The sequence below is a fragment of the Psychrobacter sp. UBA6291 genome (assembly GCF_002439405.1).
GTDB lineage: Bacteria > Pseudomonadota > Gammaproteobacteria > Pseudomonadales > Moraxellaceae > Psychrobacter > Psychrobacter faecalis.
Window position 1 is genome coordinate 49,341 of record NZ_DJUD01000069.1, and the last position, 24,795, is coordinate 74,135.

The 24,795-nt window shown below is 44.9% G+C and carries 17 protein-coding genes and 1 pseudogene; 7 read left to right on the forward strand and 11 right to left on the reverse strand.

Annotated elements, in window-relative coordinates:
- Nucleotides 1-237: 237 nt before the first annotated feature.
- From B3R91_RS11610 to ispF, 3 genes and pseudogenes are all read right to left on the reverse strand, one after another.
- A complete protein-coding gene (locus tag B3R91_RS11610; RefSeq protein WP_102077193.1) occupies nucleotides 238-786 on the reverse strand; it encodes a hypothetical protein in 549 nt (182 codons plus the stop codon).
- A gap of 201 nt (nucleotides 787-987) precedes the next feature.
- The gene (gene grxD, locus B3R91_RS11615; protein WP_068408679.1) at nucleotides 988-1,338 is read right to left on the reverse strand and encodes a Grx4 family monothiol glutaredoxin; all 351 of its coding nucleotides are present in this window, start codon (nucleotides 1,336-1,338) and stop codon (nucleotides 988-990) included.
- A gap of 217 nt (nucleotides 1,339-1,555) precedes the next feature.
- Nucleotides 1,556-2,032, reverse strand: a pseudogene (gene ispF, locus B3R91_RS11620) (2-C-methyl-D-erythritol 2,4-cyclodiphosphate synthase); the annotation flags it as partial.
- A 301-nt stretch (nucleotides 2,033-2,333) separates the two neighbouring features.
- On the opposite strand from ispF, the gene mnmA reads away from it, so the two are divergent.
- Both mnmA and purB read left to right on the forward strand, forming a co-directional pair.
- Entirely contained in the window at nucleotides 2,334-3,560 is a 1,227-nt protein-coding gene (gene mnmA, locus B3R91_RS11625) for a tRNA 2-thiouridine(34) synthase MnmA (protein ID WP_200662097.1), read from the forward strand.
- An 88-nt stretch (nucleotides 3,561-3,648) separates the two neighbouring features.
- Nucleotides 3,649-5,040, forward strand: coding sequence for an adenylosuccinate lyase (gene purB / locus B3R91_RS11630; RefSeq protein ID WP_286797741.1), 1,392 nt, complete (start codon nucleotides 3,649-3,651; stop codon nucleotides 5,038-5,040).
- A gap of 145 nt (nucleotides 5,041-5,185) precedes the next feature.
- On the opposite strand, the gene B3R91_RS11635 is transcribed toward purB, so the two are convergent.
- Nucleotides 5,186-5,377 carry an NF038104 family lipoprotein gene (locus B3R91_RS11635; protein WP_068408670.1) on the reverse strand — a complete coding sequence of 64 codons (192 nt, stop codon included), beginning with the start codon at nucleotides 5,375-5,377 and terminating at the stop codon, nucleotides 5,186-5,188.
- 152 nt (nucleotides 5,378-5,529) lie between these two features.
- Between B3R91_RS11635 and B3R91_RS11640 the strand changes: the two genes are divergently transcribed.
- On the forward strand, nucleotides 5,530-6,702 hold the full coding sequence (locus B3R91_RS11640; protein ID WP_286797742.1) for a cupin domain-containing protein: 1,173 nt from the start codon (nucleotides 5,530-5,532) through the stop codon (nucleotides 6,700-6,702).
- Nucleotides 6,703-6,784: 82 nt separating this feature from the next.
- On the opposite strand, the gene guaD is transcribed toward B3R91_RS11640, so the two are convergent.
- The 7 genes from guaD to B3R91_RS11675 all read right to left on the reverse strand — a co-directional run bounded on the left by guaD (nucleotide 6,785) and on the right by B3R91_RS11675 (nucleotide 20,395).
- Nucleotides 6,785-8,230, reverse strand: coding sequence for a guanine deaminase (gene guaD / locus B3R91_RS11645; RefSeq protein WP_286797743.1), 1,446 nt, complete (start codon nucleotides 8,228-8,230; stop codon nucleotides 6,785-6,787).
- A 70-nt stretch (nucleotides 8,231-8,300) separates the two neighbouring features.
- Nucleotides 8,301-9,293 (reverse strand): XdhC family protein, encoded by a 993-nt coding sequence (locus tag B3R91_RS11650; protein WP_286797744.1) that lies wholly within the window; start codon nucleotides 9,291-9,293, stop codon nucleotides 8,301-8,303.
- Nucleotides 9,286-11,856 carry a xanthine dehydrogenase molybdopterin binding subunit gene (xdhB, locus tag B3R91_RS11655; protein WP_286797745.1) on the reverse strand — a complete coding sequence of 857 codons (2,571 nt, stop codon included), beginning with the start codon at nucleotides 11,854-11,856 and terminating at the stop codon, nucleotides 9,286-9,288. The genes B3R91_RS11650 and xdhB overlap by 8 nt, the downstream gene beginning before the upstream one ends.
- Nucleotides 11,857-11,896: 40 nt before the next feature.
- Complete coding sequence (locus B3R91_RS11660) at nucleotides 11,897-13,552, reverse strand: xanthine dehydrogenase small subunit (RefSeq protein WP_286797746.1); 1,656 nt, start codon at nucleotides 13,550-13,552, stop codon at nucleotides 11,897-11,899.
- Between the two features lie 700 nt (nucleotides 13,553-14,252).
- A complete protein-coding gene (locus B3R91_RS11665) occupies nucleotides 14,253-14,945 on the reverse strand; it encodes a 1-pyrroline-5-carboxylate dehydrogenase (RefSeq protein WP_144296897.1) in 693 nt (230 codons plus the stop codon).
- Between the two features lie 11 nt (nucleotides 14,946-14,956).
- Complete coding sequence (putA, locus tag B3R91_RS11670) at nucleotides 14,957-18,190, reverse strand: bifunctional proline dehydrogenase/L-glutamate gamma-semialdehyde dehydrogenase PutA (protein WP_286797747.1); 3,234 nt, start codon at nucleotides 18,188-18,190, stop codon at nucleotides 14,957-14,959.
- Between the two features lie 909 nt (nucleotides 18,191-19,099).
- Nucleotides 19,100-20,395: an NCS2 family permease gene (locus tag B3R91_RS11675; RefSeq protein WP_144296895.1), complete on the reverse strand. Its 1,296-nt coding sequence runs from the start codon at nucleotides 20,393-20,395 to the stop codon at nucleotides 19,100-19,102.
- Nucleotides 20,396-20,914: 519 nt separating this feature from the next.
- Between B3R91_RS11675 and tolQ the strand changes: the two genes are divergently transcribed.
- The 4 genes from tolQ (at nucleotide 20,915) to B3R91_RS11695 (ending at nucleotide 24,659) form a co-directional block, all read left to right on the forward strand.
- Nucleotides 20,915-21,664, forward strand: a complete 750-nt coding sequence (tolQ, locus tag B3R91_RS11680; protein ID WP_201591209.1) for a protein TolQ — start codon at nucleotides 20,915-20,917, stop codon at nucleotides 21,662-21,664.
- Complete coding sequence (tolR, locus tag B3R91_RS11685; protein WP_068408657.1) at nucleotides 21,661-22,119, forward strand: protein TolR; 459 nt, start codon at nucleotides 21,661-21,663, stop codon at nucleotides 22,117-22,119. Before tolQ ends, tolR begins: the two co-directional genes overlap by 4 nt.
- Nucleotides 22,120-22,213: 94 nt before the next feature.
- Nucleotides 22,214-23,233: a cell envelope integrity protein TolA gene (locus B3R91_RS11690; protein WP_286797748.1), complete on the forward strand. Its 1,020-nt coding sequence runs from the start codon at nucleotides 22,214-22,216 to the stop codon at nucleotides 23,231-23,233.
- 133 nt (nucleotides 23,234-23,366) lie between these two features.
- Nucleotides 23,367-24,659, forward strand: a complete 1,293-nt coding sequence (locus tag B3R91_RS11695; protein WP_286797749.1) for a translocation protein TolB — start codon at nucleotides 23,367-23,369, stop codon at nucleotides 24,657-24,659.
- The last annotated feature ends 136 nt before the right edge of the window (nucleotides 24,660-24,795 follow it).

Consider the following 24,795-nt stretch of genomic DNA (forward strand, 5'->3'; position numbering starts at 1 on the left):
ACGCAACCGTGAGCGTGATGCTATGTCAAATAGCATGGCTGCCGGTCAATAAACGTCAGTCGAATTTAAAAAAGAGATAACGACTCAGATGAGCCATTAAAGATAGGTAAAATAGCCGGTAATTATAACAATTTTTTACCGTTTAAAAAACGTTATACGAAAAACTATTTAAATTAACTGCTATTGCCATTAATCATAAAGGTGCATCAATAAAAGCTTGATAAACCTCGAATGGATTTATTTACCAGGACTGAGTGGTACAATGCGGTCAGCCTGCCCACTGGCCAGCATATGGTGGCTGCCGTAAGCTTCTGGGTTAATCTGCAAATAGGCATTCATCTGCCCAATAGCGTCGCCGTCATTGGTCGCCAAGATTTGCTCTTTAATCATCTCAACAGGCGGCAATGGCAAGTTTTTTAGCAAAGCCAAACGCTGAGCGTTATCACCCTTTAGCACAACCATCTCAATAAGTTGCCGCGCATCGATGGGTAAATCAGGGGTGTTTTGTGCCAATAATGCCAAATGATAAGCACCAGCTGCATCTTGATCCGCGACGATACGCTGCTCAATGGCAATATAAGTCGCTTCGGTTGCGCCGCCTGCTACGCTAAGCTGATGGATACATTTAAGGGCAGAATTTGGCTCACTGCCCGCCATATCGATTAAACGGGTTGATTCGTTTTTTAGATACTCGCGGCGTTTTTCGATAGCCGCTTGTTCAGCCGCCTCCTGCTGCTCCGTTAATTCTGTGTTTGGCAATTCCGTGTTTGCTAAGTGATTACTCATATAACTCTCGCTTTTAGGCAAAATATATTTATCTTGGACACTATATGGGGCTAAAAGCGATAAAAACAATAAATTGCATAGACAATAAAAAACCCGAATAGCCTTTCTTCATAAAGTAGAATGGCTATTCAGGTTTACTTTGCTGCAATTTCTAAATGATTTATTGAGGCTTATTAACTGCCCAATAAAAACGCTTAATCATTAAGCAGCAGGACTATTGGCTTCAACCAAAGGTTTTAGCTCGCCTGATTGGTACATCTGTAAAATGATGTCTGAACCACCCATCAATTCACCGTCAATCCATAATTGCGGGAACGTTGGCCAATTAGCAATCTTCGGTAACGTAGCACGAATTTCTGGGTTTTCTAGAATATTAACATAGGCAAACGGACGGCCAATTTGGGTCAAAACCTCAATCGACTTAGCAGAAAAACCACACTGTGGAAACTGCGGCGTGCCTTTCATATAAAGGATGACTTTATTGTCTTTGATTTGATCACGAATCAGCTGTTCAACATCGTTTGCAGCAGTATTTGGGGTTTGCTCACTCATAAAAGCTCCTATTTATTAAAACTATTATCAAAAAGAGATATGTCACGCTAAATTTGGCCTGTGGCTGCTACATGGGGCGATTGCCGTTTATTGCAACCATCATGACTCACTACTAAGCCATTAGGGATTAAACATTAGGCATATTAGCATCTGAAACGTTAACATCAGAAATAGTATTGCTAGCCATATTGTCGTCAGACATCATCATATTTGGTACCAATAATACCACGGCATTGGCCATAATGCCCTCTTGGCGACCGGTAAAGCCCAATTTTTCAGTCGTTGTGGCTTTAATGCTGACATTACTCACAGCTGTTTGCAAGTCACTGGCGATATTTTCGCGCATCGCCAAATTATAGGGTGCCAATTTTGGGCGCTCACACATCACAGTAATATCAGCATTGCCTAAAGTATAACCGGCAGCTTGGACTTTACCATACACATAACGGAGTAGGACGCGCGAATCCAAACCGGCGTGCGCGGCATCGGTATCTGGGAAATGTTGCCCAATATCCCCAAGTGCCAATGCACCAAGCAGTGCGTCAGCAAGCGCATGGAGCACCACATCGCCATCAGAATGCGCAAGCAAACTATGGGTATGCTCTATCGGCACGCCCGCCAGTATCACGTATTGCTGCTGCTCGCCCGTATTATGAAACGCATGAACATCGATACCTTGACCAATTTTTATCATTATTATTCCAAGTGAATTACTAAGTGAATTACTAAGTGAATGAAGAGTGATTAAAATAATTTAGAACCGCTATCTAAATTTCTAAAGCGCTTTTAGACAACATGAGCGTGCATAGCTCGCCACCGCTTACGATTAACTGTTATAATATGACGCTTATTTTATCACAATACCCAGTCCAAAATACCCCGTCCAAAAAATGAGATGACCTTATCCGCTGACTAAGTCTATCACTCTTAGTCTTTTTATCGATGAATAGGGGCATTTTATACTTTGGGTAAGGTATAAATTGTTGAGCAATTCTATGTCAGCCACGCCAAACACCTCAAGTCTACCCGTTTCAGACGCTTTTAGCATCCATCGTCCTTTGACGCTTGCCAATATTGACAATCCTAGCAGCAAGCACGTCATCGTTGGTATGTCAGGCGGCGTCGACTCTTCCGTATCTGCCGTTTTGCTCCAGCAAGCAGGCTTTAAAGTGGAAGGTCTGTTTATGAAGAACTGGGAAGAAGATGACGGCACCGAATACTGTACGGCGATGGACGACCTAGCAGATGCGCAAGCGGTATGTGACAAAATCGGTATCAAGCTGCACACCGCTAATTTTGCGATGGAATATTGGGATCGCGTGTTTGAGCATTTCTTAGCAGAGTACAAAGCCGGACGCACGCCAAATCCAGATATTTTATGCAATAAAGAAATCAAATTTAAAGCGTTCTTAGATTATGCGTTGACCCTCGGTGCTGATTATATTGCCACTGGTCACTATACGCGCCGCAGCGTGAACTATGAAAATAACAACGGTGAAACCGTCGCCCAGCTCTTGTGTGGACTAGATAATAATAAAGACCAAAGCTACTTCTTACATGCGGTCGGCGGCGATAAAATCGCTAAAACGCTGTTCCCGGTAGGCGAGCTTGAAAAACCAGTCGTGCGTCAAATCGCTGAAGAACATGACTTGGCGACGGCTAAAAAGAAAGATTCTACTGGTATTTGCTTCATTGGTGAGCGCCGTTTTAAAGACTTTTTACAACAGTACTTGCCAGCACAAAAAGGCGATATCGTCACCGACGACGGTCATGTGATAGGTCAGCATGATGGCTTGATGTATTATACTTTAGGTCAGCGCGGCGGCATCGGTATCGGCGGCGTCAAAGACCGTCCAGAAGAGCCTTGGTTTGTACTAGCAAAAGATTTGGCTAAAAACCGTTTGATCGTCGGTCAAGGTCATGAGCATCCGATGCTGATGAGTAATGAGCTACAAGCTTATAAGCTTGACTGGGTCGAAGGCTTGCCGCCTGCCGATATTTTTAGCACGGAAGGCTTACGCTGTATGGCAAAATCTCGCTATCGTCAGCCCGATCAGGCCTGCCGTGTTTACGCGCTAAATGATGATGGCAGTGAAGTCCGTGTGGTATTTGATGAGCCGCAACGAGCCGTTACGCCTGGTCAATCAGCGGTATTTTATATCGATGAGGTGTGTCTTGGTGGCGGTGTGATTGCCGCTATCGATGCGCCTTGTGGGTTTTGATTTTAAATAACTTTCAACCTTTCTTCATTTTTGCTTATTTTTAACACTTTTACTCCTGTTACTTTTGACAACTATTTGAGGCATCACTATGACTCCACTTACCGCACTCTCTCCAATCGATGGCCGTTACGCATCTAAAGCCGACAGCTTGCGTCCTTATCTATCTGAATTTGGTCTGATTAAAGCTCGCGTTACCGTCGAGATTCGCTGGTTACAGTCATTGGCAGATAATAGCGCAATTGGTGAGTTGGCAGCGTTTGATGCCGATACCAATGCCTTTTTAAACAGCATCGTTGACGACTTTAGCGAAGCGGACGCGCAAACGATTAAAGATATCGAAGCGACGACCAACCATGATGTCAAAGCGGTTGAATACTTTATCAAAGACAAATTTCGTGGTAATCAGCAGTTAGAAGACAGCTTGGAGTTTATTCATTTCGCTTGTACCAGTGAAGATATCAACAACTTGTCATACGCATTGATGCTAAAAGACAGCCGCGAGATTGTGGTTGCAAAAATGCAACAAGTGACCGATAGCATTGTTGATTTGGCGATTACTCATGCTGACCAGCCAATGCTATCACGCACGCACGGTCAAACTGCAAGTCCAACGACTTTGGGCAAAGAGATGGCAAACGTCGCTTATCGCTTAGCCCGCCAAATCAAACAAATCGGTCAAGTTGAGCTACTCGGCAAAATTAATGGCGCGGTTGGTAACTATAACGCGCACTTTTCAGCCTATCCTGATGTTGATTGGCAAGCACACGCTGAGCAGTTTATTGACCAGCACCTAAAGCTAACCTTTAACCCTTACACTACCCAAATCGAGCCGCATGACTATATCGCTGAATTGTTCGATGTGGTCAAACGTTTTAATACCATCTTGATCGATTTTAACCGTGATATTTGGCAATATATTAGCTTAGGCTATTTTAAGCAGCGCCTAAAAGATGGTGAAGTGGGCTCTTCTACCATGCCGCACAAAGTCAATCCGATTGATTTTGAAAACTCAGAAGGTAACTTGGGCGTGGCGAACGCGATGCTTGCACATTTGGGTGAAAAACTACCAATTTCACGTATGCAGCGCGATTTATCAGACTCGACTGTACTGCGCAATATCGGTGTTGGCTTAGCGCAAAGTATGATTGCTTATGATGCGTGCCTAAAAGGCGTTGGTAAACTTGAATTGAATGCACAGCGTTTAAATGACGACTTAGATAACGCGCAAGAAGTATTGGCTGAGCCGATTCAAACGGTCATGCGTCGTTACCGTGTTGAGAACCCGTACGAAAAACTCAAAGCCTTGACCCGTGGCAATGCCATGACACGTGAGGCCATGCTGACTTTCGTAGAAAGCGATGAATTATCTGCGGTTTCAGATAGCGATAAAGCGCGCCTACGTGAGCTGACGCCTGCGACTTATACTGGTAATGCCGCTGAGCAAGCTCGCACGATTAAAGACTGGATTGCTAAGATTTAATCTCTGATCAAGCTTGAAGTAGCTAGCGGACATATTTTGAAATAGATATAAATGAGTAGGACTGCCTATTCATTTATATTAAGAAAAACATTAACCTTACCTACTATTACTTGTCTTAAAAGACAGTTAGTTAATGGGTAAGGTTTTATTTTTTATCTTTTTTATCATCGTCATCACTGTCGCCCGGTATGATGGCTTTACCGACCGCCACTGTGCCTTTGACCACGCCTTTGGTGGTTTTATAAGCGATTTTAGCTGGCACGGTCACAACCTTGTGCACACAAGCTTGTAATAAAAATACGCTGGCGATAATAACGATAAAATGTAATTTTTTCATAAACTTCCTACGATTGATGAGGTGTTCTGACAGCAACTATTCATACGGTAATACTCGCTATCAGCTAGGCGATAATCATAAACTATTAAAACTTTCCTATAAAGCATCTCTTGTTATTTCTCTTATACCCATTTTTAGACATGGATTTATCAATGACCACAATTTCTCTTTGCTTGCCCGACTCTATCACGCCTGAGCAATTTTTAAGTGAATATTGGCAAAAAAAACCGCTCCTTATTAAGCAAGGCTTACCGCAGCTAATTGACATGTTTGAGCCAGACGATATGCTTGGTCTTGCTATTGAAGAAGACGCGGCTGCACGCCTGCTCACCCAAGCCGCTACTAAGCAAGACGGCCTAGCGCAATGGCAACTTAAAAAAAGTCCCTTAACTGAAAGCGATTTTGACAATTTGCCTGAACAATGGACGGTACTGGTACAAAACCTTGAACAATGGTCGCCTGAGCTCGGACAGTTGTGGCAAGCGTTTGATTTTATCCCGCAGTGGCAACGCGACGATATCATGGTGTCTTATGCGCCAAAAGGCGGCTCAGTCGGCAAGCATTATGATGATTACGATGTGTTTTTAGCGCAAGGCTACGGTCAGCGTCGTTGGCAGCTTGGCAAATTTTGTGATAAAAACACTGAGTTTGTCGCCGATGAGCCGATTAGATTGTTCGATGATATGGGCGAGATTATTTTTGATGAGATATTAGAGGCGGGCGACGTACTTTATGTGCCGCCGAAATTATCACACTTTGGCGTCGCGCAAGATGATTGCCTAACCTTCTCTTTTGGTTGTCGTCGTCCGAATTTGATGCAAATCATCGACAGTCTGGCTGATATTGCTACCAACGACAGCGATTTATTTATTCCAATGCTACTGCCACAAACACTACAAGCGTCGGGTGAATTGACAGCAAGCAGTATCGAGGCGATTAAAGACCAGCTCTTACAAATGCTCCAATCTGAGCGCGGCAACGATATCATTCGTCAAGCAGTATCCGAAGTTGTTAGTAAACGCCAGTATGATGCGCTGGTGCCAGAAGAAACGCTAGATACTGATGAGTTGATGCAGGCCCTATCAGATGGCGCAACGCTACAAGCCGACTATAGCAATCGTTTGCTGTATAGCCAAACCAATGATGGCGTGACGCTATATGCCAACGGTCAGCGCCTTGATGGTTTGGATGCGGAAGCGGCCGCTGTGCTAATGCGTTTAGCCAATGGTAAGCATTTACAAACTCAAGATGTTAAAAATATTGACCCAGATGATTTAAGCGAATGGTTAGAGAATGGTTGGGTGTGGCTACAATATCCCGAATGATACGGTAGCCATAACCACTCAATAATTATGAGTGTTGTTGAAAAATTCACCTTGAAATAAGCTGGCTATTTGTCAGCTTATTTTATATCACCCCTTTTTTATAACGGCTCATGCCAGCAATGACTGTTTCTTCAATCACTCTATCGTCGCCAAGCATCATCAGCACAAATAACTGCTCATCGAGTGATTTTGTCTGCCTCATACGGCGCGTAAGTAACTCTGTCGCGCCCATGTCTATTATTACAAAATCCGCTTCTTTATCAGGCATAAAGTTACCGATTTTATCGTCTAATAATAGCGACTGCGCGTTACCCAAAGTAATCTGATACAAGCCTTGATGCGCGGATAATGGGTTGTTTTGTAATTGTTGCACTTTATAAGCTTCCGATAACGTCGTCAGCATCGACAAACTGGTTCCTGCCCCTACATCGGTGGCGATACTAACGCCGGTATAACGTAAAGTCTTAGATAAATTAAACAAACCACTACCCAAAAATAAATTGGACGTTGGACAATGGGCAATTTGCGTCCCAGTATCACGCAGCACCTCATACTCTGATGCTTCAAGATAAATACCATGAGCTAAAGTAGTTCGCCTTCCCAGTAACCCCAAATCATGATAAACGTCGAGATAGCCCGTATGTTTGGGATAAAGCTCACGTACAAAGGCAATTTCAGCCAGGTTTTCGGCCAGATGCGTTTGCAGATATACACTCTCATAGCTGCGATATAACTCACCAGCCATTTGCAGCTGTTTTGGCGTCGATGTGATGGCAAATCTTGGCGTAATCGCCACATGTTGACGCCCGTGCTCGTGCCATTTGTCAATAATATTTTGCGAATCGCGGATACCTTTCTCAGTCGGTACACACAAATGCTCGGGCGCATTTTGATCCATCAGTACATTACCGGTAATCATGCGCGTATTTAGGCGAGTACTTTCTTCAAAAAACGCTTCAACAGACTCAGGATGACTGGTCGAAAACACCAAAGCGCTGGTCGTACCATTGGCAAGCAGCTGGTTTAAAAAGAACTTTGAGGTATCGTGCGCAACTTTTAGATCACCAAAATTGGCTTCGGTGACAAAGGTGTAATTGTTGAGCCAATCAAGCAATTGCTCACCAAAGGCGGCAATCATATCTATCTGCGGATAATGCACATGAGTGTCAATAAAGCCTGGCATGATTAGCTTGTCTTGATAATCGTGAATCTGTACGGGCGCTTTGCTCTGTTGTGCGCTACTACTAGCATATCGCGCCATAATCACATTTTTACTGCCATAGTCTAGCACGCGACCGCTCACATCATCGACGACCAAAGCACCTTCGGCAATATACTCAGGATAAACATTAATACCTGCGATTACAGGGCGCAATATGACGTTTTTATCAACCACTGGTAGTGTGGCATCATTGGCATGTGTATCGTTAGTGCTTGTATCACTGCTGTTGGTGCTTTTTTCTCTCTTAGCCAGATTGTCTTCGGTTAGATAATGCAGCAGTCGTGCTTGATAAATATGTATGGTCATAAAGGCGTCTCACCTAAATAGAGTAAAAGGCAATAAAGTTTTACTGATAAATGTTAATTAGAAATAATATTTATGCTTGATGATACAGCTGCAAAATTTGACTGGCGATAGATACCGCAACGGCCATTGGTTCTTTACCGCCAATCTCAAGGCCAATTGGCATCGTTACCTTATCAACGACTTTTTCGCTATAACCGCGCTGTAGCAACTTTTCTTTAAAGCGCTTGGCTTTGGTTGCTGAGCTGATACAGCCGACATAAGGCCGCGCACTGCTTTCCTTTAATGCAGTCTTTGAATCAGTAGCTAGCAAACAATCTAAAGCCGCGCGCACCAAGTCAAAATCAAGACTGTGATCATGAGTCATGACTAAAATAAAATATTGCGTACCTTTATTTGTAGATAGTCTGCGAGCGCCATTGGTCAAAAATGGACGGATAAAATCAACCGGATCGTCGTCAATATGCACACGAATATGCGCTGGTAATTGGTCATTTACCTGTCCGTCCACTGTGCCAGATTCAGCGCTCAGATAACGCTCAAACATCTCAGGACGACTGTCTATCCAGTCCACTTGACAAGGCAGCTCAGCCAATATGCTCATTAATGCGGTAGCTACGTGTCCGCCCCCAAAAACCAATAGCGACATCGGTGGTGTTAAGTGAAAGCATTCAAACATCACCGTCACGCTACCACCGCAGCATTGTGCTAACTTAGCACCCAATGGGTAGTGTTTGCTGTAAACTGCTTCACGGCGTACCGCTTGTGCTTTTGCAGACCTGCCTGCTTTTAATGGTTGAGAGGAGGCTTTCGAATTATTTGGCTCAAGCTCGCCATTTAATAGTTGCCGCGCTGTTAGCGTCACATCATGCTCTAAACTCCCACCGCCCAGCGTATCGCAGCAGTCATCGAGCGTGACAATCATTTTAGATTGTAGCTCGCGAGGTGCCGAACCATTGACTGCAACGACCGTCGCTAATACATGGGCAACCCCCTGCTGCTGATATTGCGCCAGTCCCTCATACCATTTCGTTGGTGGCATTGGCGTGATAAGTGACTTATTCACTGTGCGCAGGTCCACGAGCCGTTGAGACGTTGGGGTTTTCTATCGCCTCAGGCTCTTCATCAAACAACTGACCTTCAGACGCAGGCGGTGTCATGTCTGTCGCATGCGCTACTTGCTGCGGCAGTACGCGATCGTCATCAATGCCGCAGTCATCGTCAGCTGGTGTTAAGCTTTCAATGGTTTCGGTATCTGGTTTAGAAGCGATTTCCCACGCTTGACCTTGTAGACGCATGACGGCTTTTAGTACGGCCTCTGGCGTCGCAGGCATGGTCAGCTCTGGGTTTTTCTTATAATCACCCAAGCTTGCGATGGCATTATTAATCGCACACCAAACGCTCGCTGCTAGCATAAACGGTGGCTCACCAACGGCTTTAGAATTATAAATGGTCTGCTCTTCATTTTTACGATCAAACAGTTTGACGCGCCATTGTTTAGGCAAATCATGTGCCGTCGGAATTTTATAATTAGCGGGACTGTTAGAAGCAAGCTTGCCTTTTTTATCCCAAATAAGCTCCTCAGTGGTCAGCCAGCCCATACCTTGCACAAAACCTCCTTCAATCTGACCAATATCAACTGCAGGATTAATCGATTGTCCGACATCATGCAAGATATCGCAGCGCAGCACTTTGTACTCTCCTGTTAAAGTGTCAATCTCAACTTCTGCGCAGGCAGCGCCCAAGGCAAAATAAAAAAACGGTCGACCCCACGCTTTTGAGCGGTCGTAAAATATCTTTGGCGTTTTGTAATAGCCGGTCGAAGACAAACTGATACGGTGCTGATAAGCAAGCAAAACAAAATCTGCAAAGGTAAGCACTTCTTTAGTCCCGATATGAACGTGATTGCGCTCAAAACGGACATCTTCGGCATTGACTTGAAAGTGCTCAGAAGCAAACTCAAGCAAACGATTTTTAATGGTGATACAGGCATTTTGCGCCGCTTTACCATTCATATCCGTACCCGATGAGGCAGCCGTCGGCGAGGTATTTGGCACTTTATCGGTGCGAGTAGCAGTGGCTTTTACCGTATCTAAATCGACATCAAATTCATTAGCAACGATTTGGGCAATTTTAATATATAACCCTTGACCCATCTCGGTGCCGCCATGATTGACTTGAATCGTGCCATCGGTATAAATAAGTACCAAAGCGCCAGCTTGATTGAGGGTTTGCACGGTAAATGAGATACCGAATTTCACTGGCGTTAACGCTAGACCCCAGCGTTTATCATTGCCTTCAGCTTCAGCCTTTTTATTTGCTTCGATAATTTGCTGACGGCGCTTATCGTAATCGCTATCCTCTGCGAGCGTCCGCATGATAGTCGCCAAATCAAAATGCTCAATCGGCTGACCATAATGGGTGCTTTGACCGTTTTGATATAAGTTTGCTAGACGTACCTGCAACGGATCTCTACCCAACGTATAAGCAATGTGATCCATCATATATTCAGCGGTTAGCAAACCTTGTGGCCCACCAAAACCGCGATAAGCAGTGTTAGATACCGTATGGGTCTTGCAGCGGTGACCTGCTATCTGCGCGGCCGGATAATAGTAAGCATTATCACAATGAAACATCGCCCGATCGACAATAGCATCGGACAAATCAGGCGAATAGCCACATAGTCCTGCTAGCTGCATATCGACGCCAAGTATCTGTCCGTCTTCATTGACGCCGACCTCATAGCGATTGGAAAACTCGTGCCGTTTACCAGTCACCACCATGTCATCTTGTCGATCTAAGCGCATACTGACTGGCATATTTTGGCGCTTAGCCACGATAGCGCACAGGCACGCCCACGCCGCAGCTTGCGTTTCTTTACCGCCAAAGCCGCCGCCCATTCTACGGACAATGGTAGTCACCGCATGAAAGGGTAAATCGACTACTTCAGCGACCAGTTGCTGCACTTCGCTTGGATGCTGCGACGACGTATAAACTTCAAGGCCGCCATCATCACAAGGCACAACGTAAGATACCTGCCCCTCAAGATAAAAATGCTCTTGCCCAAGCATATGAATATGCCCTGCAATACGCGTCGGTGCTGATTTTAGCTCAGCTTGCGTATCACCGCGCTGCATAAAGTGGCTCGGCCGTACAAACTGCTCTTGCTCTAATGCGTCATCGATAGTCAAAATGGCTGCTAATGGCTCATATTCTATCAGCGCATTCAGCACTGCCTTTTTGGCCGCACGATGACTGGTTGCGACAACCGCAAACAAGGTTTGACCGACGTATTCGGTGACTTTATCTGCCATTAATGGATCGCCATCGAACACGGGCCCGATATCAGTCTTAGCAGGCAAATCCTGAAACGTAATGACATCGACCACCCCATCGGCCGCCCATACTGCACTCAAATCCATATGTAAGATACTGGCATGGGCGTGAGTGCTTTTACCAATCGCTACATGCAGGGTGTTTTGCGGTTTTAGCATGTCATCGACGTAGGTAGCCGTTCCCATCACATGGCTGATAGCACTGTCATGTTTGACTCCCGTACCGATTTTATTTTTTGGCGGGCGCTGTCGGCGTATACTATAACTGTCAAATAGTGAAGAATGATGGCTCATAGTGTCTCTTCCTTGTATTCTTTACAAATGGCGATAAACGTTAAGCGCTCGCAGGTTGTATATCCGCGACCAATTGCTTACCGCATTTAATCATTAAGCGCTGCACGACATGCATACGATACTCACGACTGGCTCTAACGTCCGTCATAGGCGAGACATCTAACGCCAACTTTTGCGCTGCCGCCTCAAAACTGGCAACCTCAACAGATTGCCCAACCAGTATTTCTTGACAATTTGTCGCCAATAAAGGAATCGCCGCCATTCCGCCAAGACCGAATTTTGCATCTTTAATCGTCAACCCATCTGCTACCAAATCGATTCTTGCTGCCAATAAACAAGCAGAAATGTCGTCTTCATAACGCTTACTTACCTTATGAACATATAAATACTGATGGTCTTGCAACAGTGGAATATGCAGCGCCACGATATAACTGCCAGCGCGTAGTTTGGTCTGTTTATAATCCAAGAAAAATGCCTGCAAAGGTATAATCTCATCAATACAACCACCTTTATCAGCCTCACTGCCCTCGATAGCTGCGCAATGACGCAAATGAATTTGCGCATCTAGTGCCAATAAAACCGGCGGCAAATCGCCAATTGGCGAAGCATTAGCGACGTTACCGCCAATGGTGCCCATGTTACGAATTTGCGGCGAGGCAATGCGTTCAAATAAATGAGCAAAACTTGGAAAATACTCTTCAAGGACAGGTAGCAGTTGCTGATAACTCATGCCCGCGCCCAATATTAAAGATGGTACTGCCGATTTCATTTCGCTATTAACCTTGTCGCTGTTAACTTTATCGGCATTAACTCTAGATTTCTCATCAGTATGTTGATGTAAGTCTTGTAGCGACCAAGTTTTTAGCGCCTCAACCGCTGACAGTTGCACAATCACTTCATGATCGACCAGGTGCTGGGTCACGCTTAACCCCAAATCAGTACCACCTGCCCAAATGGTTGCGTTTGGATACGCGGCTAACACCTGATTGAGCTCGTCAATGGACTGCGGAATAAAGAGTTTGCGTGCTGCTTGCGTGAGTGCAGGCTCAATAGTATTGCTAGCAGCGTGTTTGCTGTTTGCCATTGCATCGGTTGCCAGCTTTATCGTTAAATCTTTAGCAAAGATTTGCTCAGCATCGCGCTGTTTGCCAATTTTGCCCATCGCTAAACCCGCATCGATAATAGGACGATAACCGGTACAGCGGCACAGATTTCCGGATATAGCAGCGACAATATCATCGTAACTAAGATCGTCCGATGCCAGTCCTGCTGCCAGTTGCAGACGATGGTTTTCATAAGTACTCGCCAGCGTCATGACAAATCCAGGCGTACAAAAACCGCACTGCGAGCCATGACAATCAACCATGGCTTGCTGAGCTGGGTGCAATAAGGCGCGATCTGGGTGATTGGCGGGATTATCGGCGATATAAGCGGCAGTCATCAGATGATGATCATCCATCAATGACAGTAGCGTGATACAAGCATTAAGGGTATAAAAAGGTGCTTGCATAGATTGGTCTGCGTCATGAGCAGGCAAGCGCTGCGCCATGATGGTACACGCGCCGCAGTCGCCACTCGCGCAGCCTTCCTTGGTATCGGTTTGCTTTTCATGCAGGCGTAGATACTCAAGAACGGTGGTGTTCGGGTTTAGATCAGTGACTTGTTTGTACTGACCGTTCAAATAAAAACGAATCATAGCAACGCTCGGCTGTCAGGATAAAAGGCAGATAAAAACTATAGTTTTATCTGAAATCGAATATAAAATGTTAACAATCAATATCTGCAAAGGTCAGGCGTTATTACGACACCGCCCTAAGGTAGTATTCAATTATCATGTTAATAATATTTATACGATGACGATCATCATACCTACATCAATACTGATAGTTATACGGGTATTGAATAAGCTGACTGCCTATCTGACTACTGACTTGCTCAGGCTTAATCGGTTTGCGGTTTGAACTTTTTAATTCACCAATCATCTATGCGTCAATTAAAAAGCGGTCATAAAGGTTTGGGTATAGGTGAGGCTACCTACCCTATTGGAAAAGCGGAGAATATAAGCATGGGTCACACTCCTTTTTAGCTTAAAGTACCTCAACATTCCGTGTTGAAGCTGTCTATTAGCATTCAATGAATAAATGCTGACTAAACGGTTAACTTATACTAGCACTAACTTTATTTAACTTACAACTCAAAAAAGCACATTATTTTGTTTAATAATTCAAAAGCTTTTTAATACTATATATTTTTAGCCAACCTTCCTGATTAATTTTATCCTTAATTTTTCATAAAACAATAAAAAAACGGTCAGTAATCACTTCCCAAATTGCTTGGAAAATGGCTACTGACCGCCGCTTATACAATACTAGTTTTTTTATTTAGCTTTACAGCACTTACTCGGTGCCAAGCTCGAGCAAGCTGGCATTACCGCCAATCGCTGTGGTATTAATGGTCCTTACCCGCTCAGTGACAAAGCGGTATAGATAATCAGGCGTTAGCATCTCTGACATCCCCTCCATATCAGTGACGGCAATAACTTGCGTCAAGATACCATCGGTCTTAGCAAGCTCTTGGCTGATGGCTTGCACCTCGCTTTGGTTGCCTGCGACCGCGACTTGCGCCAATCGATCAATATATAGCAGTGTAATGGTTTGCGAATCATTGGCAACGCTTAATACGTCATCGCTGATGCCAGTGTCATGCAATATTTTTGCCGCTTCAATACACATCTCGCTCTGACTTGGGCAATGCAATATCACCTCGTTGCCAGTCAGTAAAGCTGCGACCAGCTGACCAAGCACCGCCATCGCGCGAGCAGATTCGCCGCCGATAACCATGGTTTTGCCGCGAGCAGTCACGTACAAATCATTGGACTCACCTGTTGCGCCCGTCATACGCTGTACGTCATCGAGCATCGGTGCGGCATTTAATAAATGGGTAAATAAACGCTTGGCTTTATTGGCGTCACCAGTAAGCAAAGCCAATTTAGCAACAGCTGCTTGCAGATAAGTTGCTCGCTCTACCGCGCTTAATAACCGCCAAGCTTCACAAACTTGGGCATGATTCTTTTTAAATTCATTCGCCATCTTGCTACTCCTTATGCGATTTGGGTAAGGGTTTCAGTGCTATTATTTTCTACCGCCGTGTTCGACTCAGTACACAGCTGCATCAGACGCGCAACGTAATGCGGTCCGCCAGCTTTTGGACCCGTACCAGACAGACCACAGCCACCAAACGGTTGCACGTTAACGACAGCACCGATTTGGTTGCGGTTAATGTAAGTGTTGCCGACAAAGGCACGGCGCTCGATATGCTCGGCGATATTTTCAATACGGCTGTGGATACCCAAGGTCAAACCAAAACCTGTGCTATTAATCGCATCAATAAGCTTATTCAAGTCGCGCGCTTGATAACGTAGCACATGCAATATCGGACCAAAGTGCTCACCGCCAATCACATCGATACTTTTCACCTCAATCGCGGTTGGCAAAACAAAGGTAGAGCGCTCTTCGCTAACCACTGAGCTTGCGCTCATCGGCGTCTGCGCCAAGATCGTCGCCGTTGGTTCAGCCGCCATACGTTCGATATGCGCGTCCAAACTTTGCTTGGCATCAGCATCAATTACTGGACCGACGTCGGTTGCGGCATACAATGGATTGCCGACGACCAATTCTGCCATCGTTCCTTGTAACAGCTCGATTAAATTGTCCGCTACTTCTTCTTGCACACATAAAATACGACACGCAGAACAGCGTTGACCTGCCGAACCAAAGGCAGATAATACCGCATCTTTAACCACTTGCTCGGGCAATGCGGTTGAATCGACAACCATGGCATTCTGACCGCCGGTTTCGGCTATCAATACTGGCAACTCACCACTGATTTGCTGATGCAGGCTCTGATTGATATGCTGCGCCGTTTGGGTTGAACCGGTGAAAATAACGCCTGCAATATTATCGGCAGCGGTCAACGTGCCGCCAACTTCGCCAGCGCCAACAACAAACTGCAAAGCGTCTACCGGCACGCCAGCTTGATACATCAGCTGCACAGCAAAATGCGCGATTAAGCTGGTTTGCTCGGCAGGCTTGGCGACTACAGTATTACCTGCGGCAAGCGCCGCCATGATTTGACCAGTATAAATTGCCAAAGGAAAATTCCACGGGCTGATACAAACAAAGGTGCCCCGTGGCTTATACACTTGACGTGATTGCTTGCCTGCTAAGTCGGTAAACTCATAAACCTTGGCGTCGAGACGTTCTGCTTCATCGGCATAAAAACGGCAAAAATCAACCGCTTCTTTGATTTCATCAATGCCGTCTTGCATGGTTTTACCCGCTTCGATTTGGCAAAGCGCCATCAATTCAGCATAGTTTTCTTCATACAAGTCCGCTACTTTGCGCAAAATAGCAGCGCGCTTTGCCGCAGGTACGGCTTGCCATACGCTTTGACCAGCGACGGCAGCATCAATAGCTTGCTGCGCAATATCAGCATTGGCGTGGGTGACTTCGCCTGCGATGACTTCATGATTCCAAGGCGCGCGTACGGTTTGCGACTCAAGTTTTTCAGAGTTGCCATCGACTTTATGTGCATCAACTGCGTTGCCGTTAATAATAGAAGTTGCCGACCAAGTTTTATGCAAATGGCTATCAATAGCGGCTTTAAATAGTAGCCACTGCGACTCTACAAAGATATTAGGGCCAAAACTGGCTCGGCGCGCGCCATAGATATCTAGCGGCAACGGAATATCAGGGTTATGCAAAGTAGCATTGGTCAATAACTTATCGTATGGGTGCACGGTGAGCTTATCAATGGGATAAGACTTATCTAATAACTGATGCACAAACGAGCTATTGGCACCGTTTTCTAGTAAGCGGCGTACCAAGTACGGTAGCAAGTCTTTATGAGCGCCAACAGGTGCATAAATACGCACGGGGATTTTGTAAGCTTGCAGAATATGGTCATAAAGCGCATCGCCCATGCCATGAAGACGCTGGAACTCAAACTCTCTGTGCGCGCTCATGGTCATCACTGAAGCAAGCGTGTGCGCATTATGGGTAGCAAACTGTGGCCAAATCAAACCGCGCAAATGCTCTGACAATAAGAAGCGCGCACAGGCAAGATAAGCGGTGTCCGTGCCTTCTTTACGGGTCCAGACCGGATAGCCGGACAGTCCCTTTTGCTGCGCCAGTTTGATTTCAGTATCCCAATACGCGCCTTTGACCAGACGTACTGGAATACGGTCACCGACTTCAGTTGCCAAACGCGCAAGCCACGTCAAAACGGCAATCGCACGTTTAGAGTAACCTTGTACCACCAACCCTAAGCCATCCCAACCGGCGGTTAAGTTATCACGGTAAAGAGACTCAAACAGCTTTAAAGAAATCTCAAGACGGTCTGCTTCTTCAGCATCGATACTGATATCGACATTGACCTCACGGGCCGCTTCAATCAATAACAAGCAACGCTGACGCAGTAGTCCCATCACTTGCGCTTCTTGCGTCGCTTCATAACGCGGGTGCAATGCCGATAGCTTAATAGACACTGACGGCTTTGGCATACCTTCTTTTACCTTAATGCTAGCCGTCGCTTTAATCGCATGCAGGTAATCGTTAAAGTATTTTTCCGCATCTTTATGGGTAATCGCCGCCTCACCTAGCATATCAAACGAATAGGTATAGCCTTTATTACGATAAGGCTGGCTGTTTTTATTGGCGCCCTCGATGGTTTCGCCAAGTACAAACTGATGCCCCATAATGCGCATGGCTTTTTGCATGGCACTACGAATGACCGGCTCGCCCATTTTTTTGGTCATACGGTCCAAAAACCCAGCAGCGGTAGTATCACGATCAATACTGACAACGCGGCCCGTCATCATCATGCCCCACGTCGAGGCATTGACCATAAAACCGTTGTCATTTTTGATGTGTTTTTTCCAGTCAGCGACGCTCATTTTGTCGTGGATAAGCGCATCAGCGGTATAATTGTCTGGCACTCGAATCAAGGCTTCTGCCAAACTCATGAGCAAGATACCTTCTTGGGTATCAAGGCTATATTCAAGCAATAATGAATCAACCATTTTTACGGCTTTGCCATCATTACGCACATGCTCGACCAATTGACGAGTTTGCGTAGCAGCCCCTTCACGCTCGGCATCCGTTGGTTTGGCGAGCGGCAACAAGTCCGTCAACCAGCGCTCCTCGTCCACACTATATAAAGGTGAAATACGGGAGAATAGCTCGTTCGACGATTGACCGAGATAAGCGGGCTTTAATATATCGAGCGGATTAAATAAAATCGGCTCTTGCGGGGTAAATTGGTCTACTGGGTTCATAACAACTCCATAACTATCGTTTAAAAACCATAATAAATGGTGCGGTGGGAGCTTTGATTGCTAAAGATATAGCGGCAATTATTGTGAAACGTTCTTAAAACTTCACCCCTACTATTCTTGATAACAAACATCTTTGCTATCGAATAGTGGATAAATAATAACAACTATAGAAATAAGCCAATTAGCAATAAACAAAAGACCAAACAGCGCCATTATAAAACGAGAAAATCCAGCATAGGCTGGAAACGGTCAAGTAGGTCGTTTTAGTGTTAAACGGGCTACGTTAACAATATAAAGGCAACAACAAACAGCTAAGCGGCATTAGTGCCTTCTTCTTGTTAGTAGTGAAAGGAGGTGATGCTCAAAGGTAAGTGACGTTTCATAGAGGTTTGCGTTCATAAAATCTAACATTTATAACATCTGAGTTTTATGGAAACTTAAAGCCTAATAAACACTTATCTGTCATCTTATAGAATACTAATTCACTGTAAGAAAAACCTCTACGGCGTTGATTGAGGTGATGCGCTTAACTTCGACATGGTAGCATGAAAAAAATTTTCCAACTAACGAATTTACCTATTTTAACCAAACAAAATACTGTTTAAAAACAAATGGTTATTAACCACTTATTAGAAATGACGCTTTAGTTATAAATTTATATTTACTATGGCTAATTAATCGTTTTTGAATCAATGACTTGTCTTTATTTATTTCAGCCATTTAATTTAAACCCATACAGAATATGAGCGAATCAATAACGTAATCATTTTATTTAGTGCTGAAGATAGCGGTTTATAGTATTTATTTTTACGCATAAAAAACCCTTCTCATTTAAAATAAGAAGGGTTTAATGAGCAAAGCTGAGCATTTATCAAATGACTAAAAATGACTGCAATTTAAATTACAATCTTAGATAAACACAATCTTCGCAAGTAACACGGCCGTTAATATCCAAACAGGAATACTCACGTCAGAGAACTTACCGGCGACGACTTTAATAGCAGCAAAGGTAATAAATCCAAGCGCGATACCATCAGCGATTGAGTAAGTTAATGGCGTAAACAACAACACAACGACAACGGGCGCCGCCTCTGTTAGATCTAACCAATCAACATCTTTTAGAGTACCCATCATCAGTACAGCGACATAAAAAATAGCGCCTGCTGTTGCATAGCCTGGAATCATACCAGCAAGTGGAGCAAAAAACATACTTAATAAGAATAGCACCCCGACCGTCACAGCGACTAATCCAGTACGTCCTCCGGCTGCAATACCTGACACACTCTCAACAAAGCTGGTGGTCGATGAAGTACCTAGTAGCGTACCCGCAACCGTGGCGCTCGAATCTGCCAGTAGCGCTTTGCCCATATTAGGTATTTTGCCATCCTTACCAATTAAGCCTGCTTGACTGGTCGTTGCAATCAACGTACCAGCGGTATCGAATAAATCGACGAATAAAAAAGCAAAAATAACACTAATCATCGCTACGTCAAATGCACCAGCAATATCAAGCTGCATCAGCGTTGGCGCTATCGGTGGCGGTGCCGATATAATGCCAGTAAATTGTGTGTTCCCAGTAATTAAGCTGATAAGCGCTACCAATAAAATCCCTATCGTTACTGCGCCGGGTATTTTTTTATGCGACAAGCCAACGATAACAATAAAGCCCAATGCCGCCATCGCAGGTGAGAACGCGGTCATATCGCCCAGTCCCACTAACGTCGCGTCATTATTGACGATGACGCCTGCGGTTTGTAAGGAGATAAAGGCTAAAAACGCACCGATACCAGCAACTACGCCTTGTTTAATACTGTCCGGAATAGAGTTGATAATCAATTCACGAATTTTAAAAAGGCTTAATAATATAAATATACAACCGGACAAAAATACCGCACCAAGTGCGGTTTGCCACGAGTAGCCCATTCCTAAAACCACGCCGTACGTAAAGAAGGCGTTAAGTCCCATACCGGGAGCTAGCGCGACTGGCAGGCGAGCATAAATCCCCATAATAAAACACCCAACTGCGGCGGCAAGACATGTGGCGACAAACACCGCACCTTTATCCATACCAGCGTCAGCAAGGACGTTAGGGTTGACAAAAATAATGTAAGCCATCGTTAAAAACGTGGTGACACCGGCTAAAATCTCTGTTTTGATCGTGGTATTTTCACCATTAATACCAAAATAGCGTTCGATTGCGTTCATAAGAGTCGCTTCCAAATTGCAGTAAGTAAATTATCATTATTTAACTGTATTGATAAGTGTCGCTTCCAAATTGCGACGCTCGATGCTGCGTTTAAATCAAACATATAAAATACACCCAAATTGCGACGATAAATGACGCTTCCAGATTGCGACTGTAAATGACGCTGATACACTAAGGTTAAAGACGATGTTTTTAATCCGTTATCCACACATAATTTGGTAAATACGAACCATCATGAAAAATGACAGCAACAAACCATAACATTCTAGTGAAATTCGCTTAAAATTTCAATGAATGGCGACATCTTCTTAGTATAAGAGTGCAAATTAGTTGACCATATGGACAATATTATAAAATACTCGTGCTGTCATTATTTTTTCATATATTTATTGAGAGCGATTTATGCACTGCCATTAACATATTATTAATGATATTTGCGTGATTTAGCAGTACACTAACGGGTTGATATAAAACCCCTTATTAGATTAACTATTATTCATTATCCATGAGCCGCTTACATGCCTGAATCCTTAAATATTATCGACCTAATCACCCAAGCCAGTTTATTGGTACAGATTGTGATGGCATTATTGTTATTAGCGTCATTGCTCAGTTGGGTGATTATTTTTCGTATGAGTGCGCGTCTTGGTACCGCCAGAAATTTTGACCAGCAGTTTGAAACCTGGTTTTGGTCAGGGGAAGATTTGGCAAAGCTGTATCAAGGCGTCCAAGGCTCGCCTGAACGCCAAGGGCTTGAGCAAATTTTTTATGTTGGGTTCTCTGAATACCTAAGAATGCATAAAAAACGTCAGCCTAAAGACGACATCATCGACGGCGTTGAGCGTAAGCTGCGGGTTGGATTGGGTCGTCAGCAGCAATTATTAGAGTCGGGGCTAACGACGCTGGCAAGTATTGGTTCAGTGGCGCCTTATGTCGGTTTATTCGGTACTGTTTGGGGTATTATGAATGCATTTTTAGGACTGTCACAAAGCGAGCAAGCGACCTTAGCGACTGTGGCGCCCGGTATTGCCGAAGCTTTGATTGCCACTGCTATGGGTTTGTTTGCCGCGATCCCTGCGGTATTGGCGTATAACCATTTTACCGCCAAAGCGAGCCGCTTATACGACTCTCGTGCCTTGTTTTGTGACGAGATGACAGGCATGCTACAGCGCGAGACCAATATTGAGATTCCGCAAGCGGGTACGCAAGTAAGCCAAACCAATCAAAGCGTTCAAAATAGCCAAAGTACTCAGGTAACTGGTCTATGAAACAAAGCCCTTATCGCCGTGAGAAAAAAGCGCTAAATGCGGAGATGAACGTCGTTCCCTATATCGACGTCATGCTCGTGCTGCTGGTGATATTTATGGTCACCGCGCCAATGCTGATAACGGGCGTCGATGTTGATTTGCCAAAAGAGCAAACCAATACCATCAGTCAAAGCCAGCTACCTGTGATTGTATCGTTGACCGATAGCGGCGAGATTTTTATCAGTTATGAAAATAACATCGACCTGCCGATTAGTGAGCCGGAACTGATTGATACCTTAACCAACTTGCAAAATCAAAATACCGATGCTGGCGCTCAGCCTTTACAAGTGATGATTAACGCTGATAAAAACAATCAGTATGGCGCTATCATGACACTGATGGCAACCTTGCAACAAGCAGGCATCCAAAAGGTAGGACTATTGACGGGTGCGCCATTACCCGCGCCTTCTTTATAATCTGTCTACCCTGCTCTTAGATTAACTTTGATTGGCTCAGCTGGTTATAATAAAGTCGTTCATTTGATAAATATCGTATTTGAGTATCCCAACTATGCGTAATGCGCCCACCGTTTATGTACCGACCGAACCTGAAGGTAACGGGCTGACTTTACCGACACTTTTAAGCTTGTTGGCACACGGTCTTGTGATTGGCATACTGGCTTATACGTATCAAAACATGGAAGTCGAGACCGCAGGTAGCATCGAAACCGTGATGATATCTCCTGAGCAATTGGCTGAGATGCAAGGCGAGATACTGGCCAATCGTGCCGCAGCGGCGAGCGCGATGCCAGCCGATAGCAGTGCAAGTGGCTCAGCAACTAATATGCCAGAAACCAGCTTTGATGACAGCGTCAGCTACGACAATCCAAACGAGCCGATTTCACAGCGCGTGCCTGTTTTTACTCGTTCTGACGAGGCGGTGAACCCTCGCCCGATGCTGATGAGCGAAGAGCAACACCAGCGCCTACTTGAGCAAAATCAAGAATATGAGCGCAATATGGCTGAGTGGGCAGCGCAGTTGGACGAATCTGTACTAGATGAGCATGATCAGGTTGAACAAGAAAGAAGAGCGCAGCTGATAGAAGAGCAAAAAAGGCTGCGAGATTTTCGTAATAAACAAAACAATCCGCCTAAGATTAAACGCCCTACTGCCAATGACAAAAATATAGAAATCAATACGGGCGGCTCAGGTAGCGCAGGACAGACCCTTAGCTTAGGAGATGATGGACAATCAACACTGTCTGGTGACGCCATCACTTCCAGCACTGCAAAAGGTAGCAGTCGCTCGGCATCAACAAGCGGTAGTCGCGGCGCCAGTAATAGTGAAATCATCAATTTAATCAAACGCAACTATAATCCGCCGACAGCAGCAAAAGGCTCGACGCAGCGTGCTACCTTGACCATCACAGTCAATGCCAGTGGCGCTGTCGTGAATGTCTCAGCGTCAGGACCTGATAGCGCGGTCAATGAAGCCGCCAAACAAGCGGTGCTCAATACCGGCAGCTTGCCAATTGATGCTGATGACCCCAAATATCCCACTTTTACCATACAGTTTAAAGGCAGTAATTAAGCAGTTGCCCATACACGATATTATTGCTAACGTTACCTTAAGCAACTTGCACCCGCGGCGATATCATTTTAACGTTATCATTGATTTAGTATTTATAAAAAACATTGTTCCCATCTAGGAGTTTGACTTAGTTATGCGCATTCATAAAAAACTATGCCTTTCTTTACTTGCCACTACCTCAAGCTTATTGCTTGCTCCTAGCGTCTTGGCGGCACCTGTCGTTTTAGAATTGGATTATGAGATTCCGGTACAACAAAGCCAAGTGGCTTTTGTCTCCTTTGCTGGCGATTCTACCTTATCACCGATTATATTAAACGATTTGAGCAAAACTGAGCTAAAAGTAACCAGTCAAAACCTACCGCAGCGGCCGCACAGCAGTAGCGAGTTAGCAGGTACTTTGCCCGTTTGGCAAAGTATCGGCATTCCTTACCTTGTCATCGGTAGCACGCGCAGCAATCGCGGTAAAGTGGTCACCGATTATGAAGTCATTGAGGTTAAAACCGGACGCGTGTTAGAAGGCAAGCAAACGTTAACCGCTGATAATAACAAAGAAAGCATGCGTTACGCCGCTCACGTGATTGCGGACAAAGTATATGAGCTGATCACCGGCATTCCCGGCGACTTCTCAGGACGCATTGCTTATATCGAAGAAATCGGCACCGGCAAAGAGAAAATCTCGCGCTTAAAGGTCATGGATGCTGACGGCGAAAACGCCAAAACCATCACAGAAGTGGCAGGCTCTATCTTCTCGCCAACTTGGTCACCTGATGGCAATCGCATTGCTTATTCAGTCCAGCGCGATAAATCTCACCCTGTTATTTATATTCAAAACGTAAGCGGCGGCGGGGCTACGCCATTGACGCCATTCCCAGGTAGCAATCTTAGTCCGTCATTTTCGCCCGATGGTAGCAAAATATTGTTTTCTAGTAGCTTTGAGGGTAGCGCCGATATTTATGAGATGAGCGCTAGTGGCGGTCAACCACGACGTCTGACCAATTGGCCAAGCAGTGAAGTACAACCAAGTTATGCCCCTGATGGCAAATCTTTTGTCTTTGTTAGTGACCGTGCCGGGTTTAACAAACCACGCATTTATCGTTATGAGTTTGGTTCAGGCCGTACCACGCAAGTATCGAATAGTGGCTATGCGACCAGCCCGCAGTTTAGTAGCGATGGCTCGCAAATCGCCTTTTTAAGTGGTCGTTCAGCTGCCATCATGAACAGTAGCGGCGCCATCACTGCGAACTTAGGCGCGACAGGTATCGATGAAGCACCAAGTTTTTCACCGAACGGTAAGCGTGTGGTTTTTGCTTCAAAGCAGGGCGGTAAAGGCGTACTGACTATTAAGTCATTGAACGGCGGCGATGCATTTGGTAAATCTGGTCAAGGTACTATCCGCTCCCCAGTTTGGTCATCTAGTCCTAGATAACTTAGCCATCTTTATTGCGTAAAATAGGGTTATGCTATACTAAATGATCACAAATAAAAAAAGCGCTCGATAAACATATCGGGCGCTTTTTTATTTTACCAAGAATGATAACTTGATTCTTATATCAGCCATCCAC